This window comes from Chryseobacterium sp. KCF3-3 (assembly GCF_045865955.1).
Classification (GTDB): Bacteria; Bacteroidota; Bacteroidia; order Flavobacteriales; family Weeksellaceae; genus Chryseobacterium.
Genome location: NZ_AP035792.1, coordinates 4,777,841 through 4,796,239, shown reverse-complemented (window position 1 = coordinate 4,796,239; position 18,399 = coordinate 4,777,841). Strand labels below are relative to the sequence as shown.

The window sequence follows — 18,399 nt, the reverse complement described above, 5'->3', positions numbered from 1 at the left end:
AATTAATTTAATCATTACCCATTACTTATCACTTATTACTCATATAGAACATGGATGCCAACGAAATTTTAGATTACTGTCTTGCCAAAAAAGGAGTTACGGAAAGTTTTCCATTTGATAACGAAACACTTGTGCTGAAAGTAGATACCAAAATATTTTTACTGATGGGGCTTGAAAGACAACCGTTATCAGTAAATGTGAAAACTGATCCTGAATGGAGTGCAGAACTTCGCGAACAATATCCTCAGATCACAGGTGCTTATCATATGAATAAAACCCACTGGAATTCTGTAGCAATAGATGGATTGAAAAGAGATTTGATCTTTAAACTTATTGACCACTCCTATGATCTGGTTTTTAAATCCCTGACCAAGAAAGCACAGAATGAAGTGAATTCTCTATAGAAGATAAGAAAATATTGAGGTACGGTATTTGTTATCTTTCATCAGTGAAATATAAATTTTAATAATAAAATAAATAACAAATGAGAAACCATCTTCTATTATTCTTAGCAGTAGGGGCAATAACGTTGTCAAGCTGCACCAAGCCACAAAACAAAAGTACAGCTGAAAATCCGTCTCCAGCAGTTTCAACATCTGAAACTTCTTCTGAAAATCTTAAAATAGAATTTTCAGGGGCGGAGAATTTTACCATTAAAAATCCAAAACTGAAGGTTAGCCTGTATGGGATGGATGAAAAACTGGCTGATGCTCCTGCCAGCTTAATTACAGAGAAAGAATTTGAGCAGAAATCTGTGCCATTCACCATTGATCTTCCGGTACCCAAGGATGCTGAAAGTAAAATCAATCCAAAACCTGCTGGTCCGGCAAAATACTATGTAACCATAAGCTGGGATTCGGATGGAAATGGAAAAGCAGATGAGAAAGGTGATATCTTCATTGATTATGACAAACAGTTCCCCAATGTGAAACTGAACAATGAAACCCAGAAAATCTATTTAAAAGTATTAAAATAAACTAAAAGGCTATTCTCACTGAATAGCCTTTCTTGTTAATAAATCTTTATATTCTAATGCTTTCTTTTCAATCAGATGCCAGGAAACATATCCTAACAGAATAGATAGCGGTAATGAAATTATAAATAGCATAGCTGTATCCAGTTTAAAGAAATAGATCAGCGTCTGCTGTATAGGGAAAGAATAAATATAAATACCATAAGAAGTATCTCCGATAGTATCTCCAACTTTATTAAGATATCGGGTAGAGCTTTTCCCAAGAAGAATTACCAGCAGAGGCAGGGTAATATAGCAGGTATACTGATTAATATTTAAATATACACTGGCAATAAGAACAGCGAAAGAAAGTATAATAAGGATATTTTCTGTTCTTTTATTGGTATTCAGGTAAGTCATGATCATTCCTCCGACGAAAAAGCACATCAGATTGTAAAAGTGATTACTTCCCAGCTCCATTTTCATGAATAATCCGTGAAGGAAATAGGGATGAAAAAGACTTAAGAGAAAGCTTGATATGAATAGCAGAATGACAACCGTTTTCACAAATGTTTTTTCCCGGATAAAGAAGAGTAGTGAAACCATGACATACATGCTGAATTCATAGCATATAGTCCACAAACTCCCATTGATACTGTGTTTGTAAGGATTGTTTTCAAAAACGCCATCAATACCTTTTTGACGGAAAAATAAAGTGATATTTTGAGGAATATAAGTGTAAACAGATTTGTTCTGTAAGTAAGGAACAGTACTTTCATACACTGCAGGTGCCAGTAAAACAGTAAGAAAAAGTACTACTAATAGTGCCGGAAAAAGTCTTAAAAGCCTTTTCCAGTAAAAATCGGGAAGACCTTTGCAGCGAAGCAGACTTTTAAAAATCAGATATCCGGAGATAATAAAAAAACCATGAACTCCCAGATAAGAAAATTCCATCTGACCGTTGGTAAGTTGTGACAGTAGGTCACCATGAGGCGCTCCTGAAAGAGCATAGGAATGGGAAATGACAACAAAGCTTGCAAAAATAAGCCTTAGAAAGTCAAAATTATTACTCCTTGAATTCATATATTTGTGTTAATCTTTTATCCTCATCCAGTCTTTCAATCAACTTGTCAAGACCTTCAAATTTGATTTCATCATGAAGGAAATCCCTGAAACTTACCGTAATCTTTTCTTCATAAATATCATCATCAAAATCAAGGATATAAACCTCCACAGTTAGTTTTTCTCCGTTTACTGTCGGATTGGTTCCCACACTCAGCATTCCTTTATATTGGTTGCCTTTTACGAATACTTCTACAATATAAGCTCCTTTTTTAGGTAATAGCTTGATAGATTCAGTGTCAATATTGGCCGTTGGGTATCCGATAGTTCTCCCAATCTTTTTCCCATGAACTACAGTTCCTGAAACAGAGTAGGAATATCCCAGCATTTCATTGGCCTCTTTCACATTTCCTGCTAACAGTGCATTACGTACTTTTGTGGAACTGATATTATTTTCATGAATATTAATGGCTTCCATCTGTTCTACTTCAAAATCAAGTTCTTTTGATAATTTCTGAAGAAGCTCAAAATTTCCACTTTTATTTTTTCCGAAAGAATGATCGTATCCTATAATAAGGTACTTTACATTAAGTTTATCAACTAAAATCTGACGTACGAATTCTTCTCCGGTCAGATTTCTGAATTCTTCATCAAATTCTTTCAGGAACAAATTATCAATGCCATATTTCTCAACCAGTTGTTTCTTTTCTTCCAGTGTATTCAGAAGTTTTAAATCTTCATTAGGATTAAAAACAAATCTTGGATGAGGCCAGAACGTAAGGATTGCTGTTTCCAGATTATTTTCTGTACCTATTTTAGTCAGTTCATCGATAATACTCTTGTGCCCGAGATGTACCCCGTCAAACATTCCTAAAGACAATGCTAGAGGCTTCTGTGAGGAGTAATCTGTAAAATTCTTGAAAACTTTCAAAACGGAAAAATTTTGATTGCAAATATAAAACCTTTATTTTTAATGTAACGGAGGGAATCTGAAAATTTGAAAATGAAAAATTTTGAAAAAAATACTATATTATATGATATGATAATAATAACAAATTAGTGAATTGCAAATTTGCTGTTAAATATAATGATAAATATTGAATATTACACATTAAAACACCAATTCATCCATCTCTTCAAAAGCATGATAAAAATCTTTTTTTTACCAATTGCGGGTTTATGAAGAATCACTATATTTGCACCAAGAAAAAATTTAGCAATGGCAAACCAAATTAAAGGTAAAATTTCTCAAATTATTGGTCCGGTAATCGACGTTGTCTTCACAGATGTGGAAGCTGTTCCAGCAATCTATGACGCGTTAGAAATTACAAAAGAAAACGGTGAAAAAGTAGTTTTAGAGGTAGAACAACATATTGGCGAAGATACAGTAAGATGTATCGCAATGGACGCTACTGACGGTCTTAAAAGAGGGCAAGACGTAATTGGATACGGAAATCCTATTATGATGCCTATCGGAGAGGCAGTAAACGGAAGACTATTCAACGTTGTTGGTGATGCTATCGATGGACTTCAAGATATTTCTAAGGATGGTGGTCTTCCAATTCACAGACCAGCTCCAAAATTTGATCAATTATCAACTTCAGCAGAAGTTTTATTTACAGGTATTAAAGTAATCGACCTAGTTGAGCCTTACGCAAAAGGAGGTAAAATTGGATTGTTCGGTGGTGCTGGTGTAGGTAAAACAGTATTGATCCAGGAGTTGATTAACAATATTGCAAAAGGACACGGAGGTCTTTCTGTTTTCGCCGGAGTAGGTGAAAGAACGAGAGAAGGAAATGACCTTTTGAGAGAGATGTTGGAATCAGGTATTATCAAGTATGGTGATGATTTCATGCACTCTATGGAAAACGGAGGTTGGGATCTTTCTAAAGTAGACTTAGAAGCTATGAAAGATTCAAAAGCTGCATTCGTTTTCGGACAGATGAACGAGCCGCCAGGTGCAAGAGCTAGAGTAGCGCTTTCTGGTCTTACATTAGCTGAGTACTACAGAGATGGTGGAGAAAGCGGACAAGGTAGAGACGTACTTTTCTTCGTAGACAACATCTTCCGTTTTACACAGGCTGGTTCTGAGGTATCTGCACTTCTTGGTCGTATGCCATCAGCGGTAGGTTACCAACCAACGCTAGCTTCTGAAATGGGTGCGATGCAGGAAAGAATTACTTCAACTAAAAATGGTTCAATTACTTCAGTACAGGCGGTATACGTACCTGCGGATGACTTAACTGACCCGGCTCCTGCAACTACGTTTGCTCACTTGGATGCAACTACAGTACTTGACAGAAAGATTGCTTCATTAGGTATCTATCCAGCGGTAGATCCACTTTCTTCTACTTCTAGAATCCTAAACCCTGAAATTTTAGGTAATGATCACTACAACTGTGCTCAAAGAGTAAAAGAAATCCTTCAAAGATATAAAGCTCTTCAGGATATCATCGCAATCCTTGGTATGGAAGAACTTTCTGAAGAAGATAAAGCTGTTGTATACCGTGCAAGAAAAGTTCAGAGATTCTTATCTCAGCCTTTCCACGTAGCAGAGCAGTTTACAGGTATTCCAGGATCATTGGTAGACATCAAAGATACTATCAAAGGATTCAACATGATTATGGATGGTGAATTAGATCACTTACCAGAAGCAGCTTTCAACTTGAAAGGAACCATCGAAGAAGCTATCGAAGCAGGACAAAAAATGTTAGCTGAAAACGCTTAATAATTAGACATAAAGATAACAGATATAAGACATGAGACTTTAAGGTTGTCTGAAATCTGAAATCTGAAATCTTCAAATCTAAATTAAAATGAATATAAAAATTTTAACACCAGAATACGTAGTTTTTGAAGGAGAAGTAGACTCAGTATTATTGCCTGGAAAAAATGGTGAATTTCACATCATGAAAAACCACGCAGGAATTGTTTCTTCTTTAATCGGAGGTGATGTAAAGCTTTTTGCTAATTCTATTGATGAGGCTTATGCTAAAAACTTCACTAAAGAAACTGGAAAAGACTCTGTTTTTGCTTATGCTATCAAAAGCGGTGTTGTAGAATTTAATCATAATAAAGGTATTATCCTTTGTGAATAATTAAATGAAAAGCTAAATATATTTTCAAGAAAGTGTAACTTTGTGTTACACTTTTTTTATTTATGTAAAAGTCTGATGGTATGAAGAAAGGCATAATCATATTCTTTACAGTTCTGGATGTTTTCCTCCATGCTCAGAATATTAAAACCAAGAGAGGAATTATTAATCTTGACGGCATTCCGGTAGCTAAGCTCTCCAACAAATCCAGCGAATATACTTTTATGGATTTAAAAGAGACTCCGCTCTATACGATAAAATTCATTGATAAAAGCATCGTTGATTCTGTCCGGGACAGCTATATCAGTGTGAATAGGGTATATAACAGGGATAAAACAATCGAAATTGATTATTCATCACCTTCTGCATTTTCCGGAGAAGAAAAATCTGCCGTCTTTACTTCAGTTAAAGATCTTAAAATCATTGATAACAAAGGAATCAACGTAAAAAATCTCGATGAACTTTTTTCAAATGTACCCAAAAGAAAACTGGATACTAAAACGAAAGATGCGTATGCCATCCGAAAGAAAATTGATAAAATGAATATTGAGGTGAATAAAGTAGGAGAGATTCTTAGTAATGGTGTTCCTGTAGGATATTTTACCAACTTGCCAGTAAGTTTCGGCTCAGAAGATACTATCATGGATAAGACCACAATAGACATTGAAATCTATGATGCTAAGAGTAAACTTATCGGAAGATATATTACGACCACAAAGCAATTAAAAACAGCAGGTGGAAAATCTTTTACCATATACAAGGAAATGTCCGGAAGAGCTTCTATCTTAAAGTTCCCAACCTATAAAGCACTTGCTGAGCGTATGGCTATTATGGATCCCAATTTTATTAAAATACAGGAGAAAGTGTCGGTGGGTACTGTAACAAAAGAGACTCCTAATTAGTTTATCTGATAAAAAGGAATAGCCTATTATCAATAGGAACGGGCTTTAGCCCGTTTTTTATTAAAGATTAATTTTCCTCTGGCTTTAGCCCAAACCTATAGAAAATTCGTTACTCTTTACAAACCACCCCGTCAAAAATTCAAAGAATTTTCGCCACCCCTCCAGAGGAAGGGAATATTTAGCCAGTTTATATATGGCAGTTAGAAATTTGGATGTAATCTCTTCTGAATGTAAAAATAGAATGTTTTATCCTCTCAAATCAAAATCTGCGTAATCTGCAAAATTAACGAGAGGTTATCATTCAATCGAAACAGGTTTTATTCATACAGAAAATTAACAATTCATAGAAAATTCATCAATTTTGAAAATCCCTGAGAAAAAAGTGGAAATTTTTATAAACTTAAAATCACTCCATTTTCCTTTAATTGTTGTATCGGTTTTGAGAACCAGAATAACTCAAAATCATCGAAATTTTCTTCAAATTGATTCTTAAGTTGCTGAATTGTAGGTTTTTTAGAATTTTCAATAGCATTTTCTTCCAATACATTCATTAGCCATTCTGCCTTTTCCTGTTCCAGTTCTACCTTCACAATATTGGTTTTTAAGTGGAATGTAAGAAGCGTATACGTACCAGAATATTTCTTTTTATTTTTTACACGATTCTCAGCGATTACATTTTTGGTCAAAAAGACGACTTTTGAATTTGCTTTCAAACTAAACTGTCCATCTTCCAAAAGACAGTCATGAATATAATCTGGGTGAATGGTTGTTCTTGGAATTTTAAAATCGAACCACTCCTGAAGCGGAAGTTCGAAATTCACTCCATGCATATAATTGAACAGAGATTTTTTTAATCCGAAGCTGAACTTGTTGTGATCGATTCCAGTTTTATCTTTAAAATCAATATCATTATTGGCAAACAAAATTTCCTGTTTTACGGGAACTACCCCAAAATCTTCCGGGCTCATTCCAACGGGTGAGTGAGCAGTCATTGCAAACTGATGCCAGAAGCCACTTTGAAGAATTCCCATCTCAAACATCTGTCTAATCATTTCCAGAGAATCTACCGTTTCCTGAACGGTTTGGGTAGGGTAGCCATACATCAGATAAGCATGAACCATAATTCCTGCTTCTGTAAAATTTCTTGTTACATTCGCTACCTGATCTACAGAAACTCCTTTATCAATTAACTTCAGCAATCGGTCACTGGCTACTTCAAGACCCCCGGAAACCGCAACACATCCCGAAAGTTTCAGGAGATAACATAAATCACGGGTGAAGCTTTTTTCAAAACGGATATTAGTCCACCACGTAACCACAAGATTTCTTCTGAGAATTTCCAGAGCAACCTCTCTCATTAAGGCTGGTGGTGCTGCTTCATCTACAAAATGGAATCCTGTCTCGCCGGTTGTTTTGATTAATTCTTCAATTCGATCTACCAGAATCTTAGCAGAGATAGGTTCATAGATTTTAATATAGTCTAAAGAAATATCACAGAATGTACATTTTCCCCAGTAGCATCCGTGCGCCATGGTTAGTTTATTCCATCTTCCGTCGCTCCATAAACTGTGCATGGGATTAGCGATTTCGATAACGGAAATATACTGATCAAGTTTTAAATCTGTATAATCAGGAGTTCCTATTTCAGACTGTTTGAAGTCGTGCCTTTTAGAATTATTCTTGTAGACAACTTCATTATTTTCTAGAAGAAAAGTTCTTTTAAACTCTCCATCTTCAGATGCAATTTCTAAATTCTGGTAAAGAAGTTCCAGAGGAAGTTCACCATCATCTAAAGTGATAAAATCAAAAAATTCGAATACTCTCTGATCTTTAATTTCTCTTAATTCCGTATTGGGAAATCCTCCTCCCATAGCAATTTTAATGTGAGGATAATGCTTTTTGATCCATTGAGCACATTTGAATCCTGAATACAAATTACCAGGAAACGGAATGGAAAAACAAACAAGCTTTGGCTGAACAGTTTCAATTTTTTCCTGAAGAATTTTTAAAGTGAACTCATCTATAAATGTAGGTTCACCAGATAGTTTAAAATATAATTCATCAAAAGAATTAGCACTTTTTCCAAGGCGTTCTGCATATCTGCTGAAGCCAAAATCAGCATCAATATTTTCTACAATATAATCGGAAATATCTTCCAGGTACAAAGTTGCCAGATGCTTGGCCTTATCCTGAAGTCCCATATTTCCAAAAGCAAATTCCATATCATCCAGCTGGTTGAAACGGGAAGCTTCAGGAAGAAAGTTCATGCTGCAGATCTGTCTTGCCAGTGTAGGAGTTTTATCCTGTAAAAAAGTAATAACCTGATCTATTGTTTTTAAATATTCCTCTCTTAAGGCATAAATTCTCTGAGAGTTTTCAGAGGAGTTATGAAGATCAATTTCTTTACTGAAAACCTTCTGAATTCCATCCTTTGAAAATAATTCCAAAATAACATCGATCCCCAAATCTACCTGATAGCTTGAAATATTCTTGGTATTTAAAAACCCTTTTATATAAGCTGTTGCAGGATAAGGAGTATTAAGTTGGGTAAAAGGCGGAGTAATAAGAAGCAGGTCTTTCAACAGAAATTTTTTGCAAAGTTATTCCAAAGTTTTTTTAGAAAAAAATTTTTTCTCCTGATTATAAACAGTGAAGAAAAATCTTTAGAGATATTGCATTTTATTACGATTCGATTTTCTTAATTCATCTTATTTCCAATCCATGGAAGCAGCAAAGTATTTTAGAATAAATTTGAAGGTTTATTAAACAAAGCATCCGGAGAATAGCTGTCAATAAATATTAAGAAAGCATCTTCGTCAAAATATCCGTCTTCATCAAGAATTTCAGCTTTAAGTAATCCGATTTCACCAGGTCTTTCAAGACTGATATTTTCAATAAACTTTCCGGTTTTCCCTGTTATTTCATTATGAAAACTGATCAAGTATCTGGAATAAATATTTCCTTCAGCCACCGTGTAATGTCCGTTTTCTGCAATGAGAGAAGTCATAATGCTTCCTCCGATGTATGTTTCATTATCATTCCCCGAAGCACCAAACAATACTTTTGAGGTAACATTTCCAGAGCAATATAATGAACCGTTGATGATAATATTTTCAGCCTGTATATTACCGGTAACAATAAGAACAATATAGTCTTCCACAAACAGTTTTTTGGATAACTGAAGGTCACCTTCAATAAGAATTATTTTGTATCCTTCATCTTCAGAGGTAATTAATTCAAGAGAAGTGCTGTCTTCATTTTCTATGAGAACAATTCCAGGTGCATTATCCTCATTGTTGATATACAGAGAAGCATCTTTGATCTTTTCTGCTGTTTCATCATCCAGCATTTCGAGAAATTCGGCAAGACTTTCTTCATCTAAATAGCTTTCATTGAAAAAATTATTTTCCAAAGCTTCATGAGCGATGCTATATAGATTTTCCGATTTATCTTTGAGCTGTTTGTATAATTGATCTTTGGTAAGTTTTTGCAATTCTTTCATCTGCTTTTAAAAGTATGTACATGGGTCTGTTCAGTGGGGGAAACACCTATTAATAGACCAATGCAATATAATCAGATAAATTTTGTTATGCCAGAAAGTAAAGAATTTATTTTCTTAAATGTTTTCCAGCATAATATTTTTTTAGCTTAATATGATATTATTTTATCAATAAACTCACTTCTACGAACTTCTGTGTGGTATTTTATTATTTATGATACAAAACAGAACAATGTAAAAATATTTTTTGATACTTGTTTTTGGGAGTCTTTCATTCCTATAATGTTCAGTTTTTTTGATATATTGTAATAATGATTTACTAAAAATTTATACAACAAGTACATTTTATTTACAATGTCAAAAGAAACCACTCCGCTTATAGAATATTTTAAAAGCTATATTCCGCTTTCAAAGAATGAAATTGAGGTATTGAATGAAAGGTTTGTTGAAAGAAGAATCAAGCGAAAACAGTTTATTCTTAAAGAAAACGAGATCTGTCAGTATTATACATTTGTAGTTTCAGGCTGCTTAAAAATGTTCAATATAGATGGTAACGGAGAAGAACATAATCTTCAGTTTGCTGCAGAAAACGACTGGATTGTAAATATAGATAGTTTTCATAATAAAAAGCCCAGTAAACTATACATTGCTGCATTGGAAACTTCTACTGTACTACAGATTGAAAAAAATGACCTTTGGTTTCTTTACACCTACTATCCTAAATTTGACAAGAATTTCAGAGTAATTATTGAGAAAAAATTTATTGAACTGCAAAATCGGGTGCTTCAAAATATAAGTGCTACGGGAGAAGAAAAATATGAGTTTTTCCTCAAACATTATCCCCACTTGGCGAATCGGCTTCCTAATACACAGATTGCTTCCTATCTTGGAATCACACCACAGTTTTTAAGCAAAATCCGGCAGAGAAGAATAAAAAACTAATTTTTATATGAAACTAGTTTCATCATTCGCCTTATCAAATGTCAAGATGAGTTCTTAAACTAGTTTGTCTTTTTTTGAATGGCTTTCCCACTAATTTTGACATAGATAATTTATTAAAAATCAAAAGAAATGGAAACATTAAAAAAAGTGGCCGTTATTGGTCTTGGTAACATTGGAAAAGCAATTGCAGGTGATTTGGTTAACAATAGCCGTAATGTGATTGTAGCATCAAGAAATGATGAAGAGTCTGCTGGTTTTGCCCAACAGTCCCATGGTTTTGCCCAAAGTATGGATATTGATCAGGCAATCAATACTGCAAATATTATTATTCCGGCAATAGGGTTTGGCGCTTTCAAAGAATTTTTCAATGATCATGGCAATATTCTGAAAGGGAAGATCATTATTGATGTATCCAATCCTATTACTCCGGATGGAAATGGCGGATTTAAAAAGATCATCGGAGAGAAAGAATCTGCAGGAGAACTCAACAGAGCTGCTCTTCCTCAGGGAGCTAAGCTGGTAAAGGCATTTGGAACATTGGGTGCAGGAAGTCTTGCGGGAGCTTCCAACAGTAATCCTGAAAAAGCAGTATTGTTTTATGCTTCAGATGATACCTCAGTTGACAAAGATATAGAAGATGTTATTAGAAATGCAGGATTTGATGCTTTAAAAGTAGGAGGGATTGATCAGTCGATCCGTATTGAAGTTTTTGGAGATCTGCATGAATTTGGAGCACTGGGAAAAACGGTAAGCCTTGCAGAAGCTCAATCAAAATTATAGAAAACACTTACTCAAGTTATACAAAAGCCGGACTTCATAAAGATGTCCGGCTTTTGTATTATTTTATATATAATTCAAAGAAAAGATTTCTAGACGTGACCTATTTTCTTTTGATCCCCAATTACATTCAGGGTAACTCCAAAAAGAATTAAAGTAATCCCGATGAGCAAATTAGGCGTAAATTTTTCATGAAACATCAAGACACTGATCAGTACAGCAACCACAGGTTCCAAAGCTCCTAAAATAGCAACAGGAGTAGATCCGATATATTTGATTGCAAATACCAGACATAAGCTGGAAATAACCGTAGTAAGGAATGCGAAAATAAGGAAGTTAATAAAAATTTCTGTTGAAGGAATAGCAAACGATTCATTTGCCATCAAAGCTTTGGTCATAAAGAACAGCGAGGTAAACAGCATCGAATAAAACGTAAGCTTAAATCCGGAAACCTTGATATTCGATTTGTTGACAATGACCATATATAATGCATAGAACAATGAACTAAGCATGACAATTCCCAATCCTGCAAAATTAATTTCCAGTCCGTTTCCTTTTAAACATAAAACAATGACTCCAGCGAAAGCAAGAAGTAAAGATGCTCCCGATAGCCTGGTCAATCTTTCTTTGTAAAAGAAAAGCATGATGAGTGCTACAATAATAGGATAAATAAATAAAACGGTAGAGGCAATTCCTGGCGTGAGGAAATCATATCCTAAAAACAGAAACTCTGAAGAAAGGGCATAGCAGATTCCAAGGATGGCCAGAATTAAGGCTTCTTTTTTATTGATTTTAAAACTTTCTCTGGAATACAGCAAATATCCTCCCACCATTAAAGCTGAAAAGAAAAATCTGTAAAACAGCGTAATATCCATTGAAAAGTGTGCCTGCTTAACAGGCAGGATAAAAATAGGAATCAGGCCATATGAAACGGCTGATAAAATTCCCAGTGTGTAACCTCTAAGTTTCATTTGCTTTTATAGTTATTAAACAAAAAAGCCACTGAATCAATCAGTGGCTTTTTTATATTTTTAAGATTAAATCGGTTTAAAACTTAATCCTTGTTCCTGCAGTAATTTTTGTTCCTGCTCTTTGTAGTAGCCACCTACTAATTTATCATGAATTGCTTCAAACGCTGCCAGAGTTTCATTGATCTCTGCATCGGTATGAGAAGCGGTTGGAATAAGCCTTAAAAGAATCATTCCCTTCGGAATGACCGGATACACCACCACGGAGGTGAATATTCCATAATTCTCTCTTAAATCTTTTACCAATAGAGTAGCTTCTACAGGAGTTCCCTGCATCATTACCGGAGTTACACAAGTATTAGTGTCTCCAATATTGAATCCTCTTTCTATAAGTCCGTTTTGTAACTTGTAAACATTCTCCCAAAGTTTAGCTTTGATCTCAGGTCTTGATCTCAATAGCTCTAATCTTTTTAATCCTCCGATTACCATTGGCATCGTAAGAGATTTTGCAAAGATTTGTGATCTTAAGTTGAACTTCAGGTATCTGATGATTTCTTTGTCACCCGCAAGGAATGCTCCGAAACCAGCCATAGATTTAGCAAAAGTTGAGAAATAAACATCAATCTGATCGTTACAGTCCTGCTCTTCACCTACACCAGCACCTGTTGTTCCAAGTGTTCCGAAACCGTGAGCATCATCTACTAAAAGTCTGAACTGATATTTAGATTTAAGATCGCAGATCTCTTTGATTTTTCCCTGTTGTCCTCTCATCCCGAAAACACCTTCTGTAATCACAAGAATACCTCCTCCTGTTTCTTCAGCCACCTTGGTTGCTCTTTGAAGGTTTTTCTCAAGACTTGCCATATCATTGTGTTTGTAGGTAAATCTTTTACCGGAATGAAGTCTTACTCCATCCACGATGCAGGCATGAGAATCCATATCATAAACAATAACATCATTTCTGCTTACCAAAGCATCAATGGTAGAAACCATTCCCTGGTAACCGAAATTCAATAGATATGCTGATTCTTTTTTTACGAAGTCTGCCAACTCTCTTTCCAACTGAAGGTGCTGATCTGTTTCTCCAGACATCGCTCTTGCTCCCATTGGGTAGAACATTCCATATTCTGCAGCCGCTTTTGCATCCGCTTCTATTACTTCAGGATGATTACACAATCCTAAATAATCATTGGCACTCCAGAAAATTACTTCTCTCCCCTGAAATTGCATTCTAGGACCGATAGGTCCCTCTAATCTTGGGAAAATAAAATAGCCTTCACCATAATCTGCAAATTGTCCAAGTGGTCCTGGATTTTCTTTTATTCTTTCAAAAATATCCAACATTGTATCGTAATTTTTAAGTAAAAAAGCCTTTTTTGTCTGAACACGCAAAAGGCTTTATTTGTATCGTGATTTTATTCGTTCTTATTTGATAAACTCCGTTTTGAAAACTTCATCGTAATTGTGAACACAGTTGTTGACAAATCCCTGTTCAGCCATCCATTTATCACTGTATACTTTAGTGATGTATCGGGAACCGTGGTCAGGATATATTAAAACAACTATATCATTTTCTGTAAGCTCATGAGACTGGGCATACTGCATCAATCCCTGCGTTACAGCTCCGGTAGTATAACCTCCCATGATAGCTTCTTTCAAAGCAATTTCACGGGTTCTGTACGCAGACATTTCATCATTTACCCTTACAAACTCATCCACCTTGTCGAAAAGCAGGGCAGAAGGGATCAGGTTTTTACCCATTCCTTCGATCTGATAAGGATGTACATCTTCTTTATGAATTTCTCCTGTCTCGTGATAGCTTTTAAGGATAGAACCATCAGCATCTACACCAATGATTTTGATATCAGGATTTTTTTCCTTCAAAAACTTGGCAGAACCAGACAGTGTACCACCAGTTCCTGTACAAGCGAAAAGGTGAGTGATCTTACCTTCTGTCTGTTCCCAGATCTCCGGACCTGTCGTCTGATAGTGTGCATCAATATTAAGTTCGTTAAAATATTGATTGATGTAAATAGAATTAGGGGTTTCCTGAGCGATTCTTTTAGCTACTTCATAATATGATCTGGGATCATCCGCCGGTACATTGGCCGGGCATATATACACCGTGGCACCCAATGCTTTCAGATAAGCAATTTTTTCAGGTTTTGTTTTATCACTTACTGCAAGAATACATTTATATCCCTTAATGATACATACCATCGCAATAGAAAACCCAGTATTACCGGAAGTAGTTTCTACAACTACAGAATCTTCTTTTAAAAGGCCTTTTTTCTCTGCGTTCTCTATAATATGAAGTGCGATTCGGTCTTTGGTGGAATGTCCAGGATTATATGATTCTAACTTGGCGTATACGGTTGCTGGAATATCTTTTGTAACAGTATTTAGCTTCACCATAGGAGTGTGTCCTATTAGGCCAAGAATATTATCGTAAACATTACTCATTATTTGTTATTTTCAATAAAAATCTGACTGCAAAAATACAAAAAAATAAATAATTACTAAACTTTTGTTTGATTTCTAGGGCATAGTTTGTAAAAAAATATTTTAGTATTTTCAGTTTTGACACGAGTATAATCGCAAATACTACGCCAAAATTTTTAAATTTTGTTAAAACCCGCATAAAATAAGATAAAAGCCTTATTTTCGCATAATTGATTTAATACTATGAAAAATTGGACTTTTAGGCAATGGAACACCGTTTCAGGATGGGTGATTTTCGTCATTGCTTTTTTCACGTACTTGTCCACCATAGAACCCAATTTCAGTTTCTGGGATTGTGGCGAGTACATTTCTTCTGCAGTAAAACTTGAAGTAACGCACGCTCCCGGAGCTGCTTTATTCCAGATAGTGGGTGCCGTGGCAGCCATTTTTGCATTAGGGAAAGGCGAAAACTATTCTATCGTGATCAACGCGATGTCTGCATTGTTCAGTGCGCTGACTATTTTATTTTTGTTTTGGACGATCACACATTTTGTGAGAAGACTTTTAAACAAAGATTTTGAAGAAATTACAAAACATCAGGAAATCTCTATTTTATTTGCAGGAGCAGTAGGAGCACTTTGCTTTACGTTCTCAGATACATTCTGGTTTTCTGCAGTAGAAGGAGAGGTTTACTCTATGGCTTCTATGTTTATTGCGCTTTTGGTCTGGTTAATCACCAAATGGGAGAATGAGTATCAAGCAGGAGACAGTGAAAGATGGATTATTCTTATTTTCTTTGTTTTAGGACTTTCTGTGGGAGTACACATGATGTGTATGCTTGCAATTCCTGCAGTATGTCTGGTATACTATGCTAGAAATTATAAGTTTACCTGGAAAAACTTTATCTGGGCAAACCTTATTACTTTAGGGATTTTGATTATCGTTTTCAAAATTATCTTCCCTTTAATTATGACAATGTTCGGAAGACTTGAGATTTTCTTTGTGAATGGTCTTGGACTTCCTTTCCACTCCGGAACAATTGCAGCGTTTATTTTAATGGTAGCGATCTGCTATTTCTTAATTAAGTATGCAAGAAAAGCAAAAAGAAAAATCTACCAGACGGCTGCATTATCTGTAGTTTTTATGATGATCGGGTTCTCTTGCTGGATGGTTATTCCTATCAGAGCAAATGCTAATCCACCGATGAACCTTAATGATCCGGATACAGCAATTGGTATGCTGGATTATTATAACAGAGAGCAGTATGGTGACTGGCCTACGATTTACGGACAAAACTATACAGCATTTCTTGATGCTAACGGAATTGAAAAGAACGAAGACGGAAGTTTCAAAACACAAAAAACCGGAGAAATCTACGAAAAAGACGAAAAAACCGGAACATACAGAAAAACCGGAGACCGTTTCAATTATGTATTCAACAAGTCTCAGGTGAGCTTAATGCCAAGAATGTTTAATGAGGATAAGGATGTAATGGCGAACTATATTTCTATGTATGGTGCTCCTGATTTTACATTCAACTATGCGAATGAAGATGTGGCAGATAATCCACAGGCTAAGCAGATCTTTGATGAGCTGAGAGCTAAATATGAAGACAAATCCATTACCGCTTCAGATTATCTGAAAGTAAAACCTTATAACCTGATCAATGTTCAGAAGCCTTCATTACTTCAGAATATGGATTACTTTATTACTTTCCAGAACGGATACTACTTTGTAAGATACCTGATGTGGAACTTCGTAGGAAGACAAAATGACCTTGAAGGAAACATGGAAAGCACAAAAGGAAACTGGATTTCCGGTATTCCTTTCATTGATAATGCTACTGTAGGAAATCAGGATAAAATGCCTGCTAAATTCAAGAATGAAAGTACAGTAAAATTCTTCTTCCTTCCGTTAATTTTAGGTTTGATCGGATTCTTTTTCCAATTGAACAGAGACTTCGGAAGATTCTATGCGTTGTTATCTTTATTTATTTTAACAAGTGTAGGGATTGTTTTCTATACAGGAGTAAAACCTTTTGAACCGAGAGAAAGAGATTATGCAATGGTAGGTTCATTCTATGCATTTGCCATCTGGATTGGATTAGGAGCCGGAGCTATCTTATGGTTCTTACAGTCTAAAATAAAATCAAACGGAGCTAACATTGCTTTAGGAGTGGTTTTATTAGGAGTTCCTTTCATGATGGGCTTCCAGAACTATAATGTTCATGACAGAAGCGACAGATATACAGCGTACGATTATGCGTATTCAGTATTAAAATCCTTACCGAAAAATGATATCCTTTTCGTTTACGGTGATAACGATACTTATCCGGTTTGGGCGATTCAGGAGACTGAACAGTTCAGAGATGATGTGAAGGTAGTGAACTTTACTCTTGCTTCAACTCCATGGAATCTGGATCAGGTAAAAAGAAGAACGTACAATGCTATGGGAATCCCTAGCCAATTGACACACGAAGATTACAGAGATGGGGTAAATGACCAGATCTATATGATGAAGAAGGAAGATTGGGAAGGTGTTTTCTCTATGCTGAAAGAACAGGGAGCTCCGGAAACAGAATTCCAATCATTCAGAAAATATCTTACTCAGGATTCTTTAACCTTGAAACAAGCGATTGAATTCATTAAATTCAAATCTCCTGAAAAAGACGAATTGTTGAAAATGTATTTTGGAGAAGAGAAATTTGAAAAATATAATATCCTTCCGGTAAACAAATTCATCCTTCCTGTTAATAAAGAAAATGCTTTAAAAGCAGGAATCATCAACAAAGAAGATCTTCCGAACGTAGCCAATCAGATTATGATTACTTACAAAGGAAATACGCTCTATAAGAACAACCTTATTTTGATGGATCTTTTAGCGAACTTCGACTGGAAGCGTCCGATCAACTTCTCATCAGGAGGGATTTATGACAGCGAAAATATTTTCTATCTGAACGATTATCTTCAGTTTGATGGATTCAGCTACAGATTAATTCCTATTCAAACACCTCCAACAGCTGATGGAGATATGGGAAGAGTAGATACTAATTCTCTTTATAATGTAGTGAAAAACTTCAGATGGGGGAACTTCAAGAATTTAAATGCTCACTTTGATGAAACGGCTACTTCCAATATCATCAGCTACAGAATGTCAGCAAGCAGAGCGGCAGCAGCCCTTGCATTAAGCGGACAGAAAGCTAAAGCATTAGAGATTCTTGATCTTGCAGCGAAAGAAATTCCAGCAGAGAAATATAATGATCCTCGTTCATTAAGTTCAATTGTTTCAGGATACATCATTGCAGGCCAGGAGCAGAAAGGTCTTCAGCTTGCTGAGGTACTTAAGAAAGGAATCTTTGAAGAATATGATTATTATTTAAGTTTATCCAAAGCAGATCAAAGTTACCTGAGAAGACAGATGAGAACAAAACCAATGGAATATTCTCTTGTGGTTTCTGCAGTAACGGATGCTTACACCAAGATCGGACAGAAGGAAAAAGCATATGCTTATCTGGTAAAATCCATAGAGCCGATTGATAAGAAGTTCAATGTATTTATCAAAGATCTTCAGGAAATGGGCAGAGATAAGGCGATGAAAGAGTCTGAAAATGTTCAGCAGATCACGCCATTCTATCAGTACTTATTTGATGTCATGGAACCTTATGATTCTACGTATTCAAAAGAAAAGGAAAGTCAGATTACCAACGCAATTATCAAAGCGACAAAATAAAAATACTTTAAAACGGAACTTCGGTTCCGTT

Annotated in this window: 15 protein-coding genes; 8 read left to right on the top strand and 7 right to left on the bottom strand. The window is 35.4% G+C overall.

The annotated features are described in order from the left end of the window. Window positions 1-50: 50 nt before the first annotated feature. Both ACKTTZ_RS21340 and ACKTTZ_RS21335 read left to right on the top strand, forming a co-directional pair. Window positions 51-404 (top strand): MmcQ/YjbR family DNA-binding protein, encoded by a 354-nt coding sequence (locus tag ACKTTZ_RS21340; RefSeq protein ID WP_034697738.1) that lies wholly within the window; start codon window positions 51-53, stop codon window positions 402-404. Between the two features lie 80 nt (window positions 405-484). Then, window positions 485-976 carry a hypothetical protein gene (locus ACKTTZ_RS21335; protein WP_034697741.1) on the top strand — a complete coding sequence of 164 codons (492 nt, stop codon included), beginning with the start codon at window positions 485-487 and terminating at the stop codon, window positions 974-976. 15 nt (window positions 977-991) lie between these two features. Here the strand turns inward: ACKTTZ_RS21335 and ACKTTZ_RS21330 are convergent, their stop codons facing one another. Both ACKTTZ_RS21330 and ACKTTZ_RS21325 read right to left on the bottom strand, forming a co-directional pair. Beyond that, complete coding sequence (locus tag ACKTTZ_RS21330; protein WP_407846573.1) at window positions 992-2,035, bottom strand: acyltransferase family protein; 1,044 nt, start codon at window positions 2,033-2,035, stop codon at window positions 992-994. Continuing rightward, window positions 2,019-2,945: a bifunctional riboflavin kinase/FAD synthetase gene (locus ACKTTZ_RS21325; RefSeq protein ID WP_034697746.1), complete on the bottom strand. Its 927-nt coding sequence runs from the start codon at window positions 2,943-2,945 to the stop codon at window positions 2,019-2,021. Before ACKTTZ_RS21325 ends, ACKTTZ_RS21330 begins: the two co-directional genes overlap by 17 nt. A gap of 288 nt (window positions 2,946-3,233) precedes the next feature. On the opposite strand from ACKTTZ_RS21325, the gene atpD reads away from it, so the two are divergent. The 3 genes from atpD to ACKTTZ_RS21310 all read left to right on the top strand — a co-directional run bounded on the left by atpD (window position 3,234) and on the right by ACKTTZ_RS21310 (window position 6,011). Further along, window positions 3,234-4,742, top strand: coding sequence for a F0F1 ATP synthase subunit beta (gene atpD, locus ACKTTZ_RS21320; protein ID WP_034697748.1), 1,509 nt, complete (start codon window positions 3,234-3,236; stop codon window positions 4,740-4,742). A gap of 88 nt (window positions 4,743-4,830) precedes the next feature. After that, the gene (locus ACKTTZ_RS21315) at window positions 4,831-5,112 is read left to right on the top strand and encodes a F0F1 ATP synthase subunit epsilon (protein WP_034697749.1); all 282 of its coding nucleotides are present in this window, start codon (window positions 4,831-4,833) and stop codon (window positions 5,110-5,112) included. An 80-nt stretch (window positions 5,113-5,192) separates the two neighbouring features. Next, the gene (locus tag ACKTTZ_RS21310; RefSeq protein ID WP_407846572.1) at window positions 5,193-6,011 is read left to right on the top strand and encodes a hypothetical protein; all 819 of its coding nucleotides are present in this window, start codon (window positions 5,193-5,195) and stop codon (window positions 6,009-6,011) included. Between the two features lie 392 nt (window positions 6,012-6,403). On the opposite strand, the gene ACKTTZ_RS21305 is transcribed toward ACKTTZ_RS21310, so the two are convergent. Further along, window positions 6,404-8,593, bottom strand: a complete 2,190-nt coding sequence (locus tag ACKTTZ_RS21305) for a B12-binding domain-containing radical SAM protein (RefSeq protein WP_407846571.1) — start codon at window positions 8,591-8,593, stop codon at window positions 6,404-6,406. 158 nt (window positions 8,594-8,751) lie between these two features. Further along, window positions 8,752-9,513, bottom strand: coding sequence for a hypothetical protein (locus tag ACKTTZ_RS21300; protein ID WP_407846570.1), 762 nt, complete (start codon window positions 9,511-9,513; stop codon window positions 8,752-8,754). Window positions 9,514-9,864: 351 nt separating this feature from the next. Here ACKTTZ_RS21300 and ACKTTZ_RS21295 point away from each other — a divergent pair, with 351 nt between their 5' ends. Together ACKTTZ_RS21295 and ACKTTZ_RS21290 are read left to right on the top strand one after the other, a co-directional pair. After that, window positions 9,865-10,452, top strand: a complete 588-nt coding sequence (locus ACKTTZ_RS21295) for a Crp/Fnr family transcriptional regulator (protein WP_407846569.1) — start codon at window positions 9,865-9,867, stop codon at window positions 10,450-10,452. Window positions 10,453-10,581: 129 nt separating this feature from the next. Then, window positions 10,582-11,232, top strand: coding sequence for an NADPH-dependent F420 reductase (locus ACKTTZ_RS21290; protein WP_407846568.1), 651 nt, complete (start codon window positions 10,582-10,584; stop codon window positions 11,230-11,232). An 89-nt stretch (window positions 11,233-11,321) separates the two neighbouring features. Here the strand turns inward: ACKTTZ_RS21290 and ACKTTZ_RS21285 are convergent, their stop codons facing one another. The 3 genes from ACKTTZ_RS21285 to ACKTTZ_RS21275 form a co-directional block, all read right to left on the bottom strand. Beyond that, entirely contained in the window at window positions 11,322-12,200 is an 879-nt protein-coding gene (locus tag ACKTTZ_RS21285; protein WP_034697762.1) for a DMT family transporter, read from the bottom strand. A 66-nt stretch (window positions 12,201-12,266) separates the two neighbouring features. After that, on the bottom strand, window positions 12,267-13,538 hold the full coding sequence (locus ACKTTZ_RS21280) for a pyridoxal phosphate-dependent aminotransferase family protein (RefSeq protein ID WP_185103739.1): 1,272 nt from the start codon (window positions 13,536-13,538) through the stop codon (window positions 12,267-12,269). An 84-nt stretch (window positions 13,539-13,622) separates the two neighbouring features. Then, a complete protein-coding gene (locus ACKTTZ_RS21275) occupies window positions 13,623-14,660 on the bottom strand; it encodes a PLP-dependent cysteine synthase family protein (RefSeq protein WP_034697765.1) in 1,038 nt (345 codons plus the stop codon). A 222-nt stretch (window positions 14,661-14,882) separates the two neighbouring features. On the opposite strand from ACKTTZ_RS21275, the gene ACKTTZ_RS21270 reads away from it, so the two are divergent. Continuing rightward, window positions 14,883-18,368 (top strand): DUF2723 domain-containing protein, encoded by a 3,486-nt coding sequence (locus tag ACKTTZ_RS21270; protein WP_407846567.1) that lies wholly within the window; start codon window positions 14,883-14,885, stop codon window positions 18,366-18,368. Window positions 18,369-18,399 lie beyond the last annotated feature (31 nt).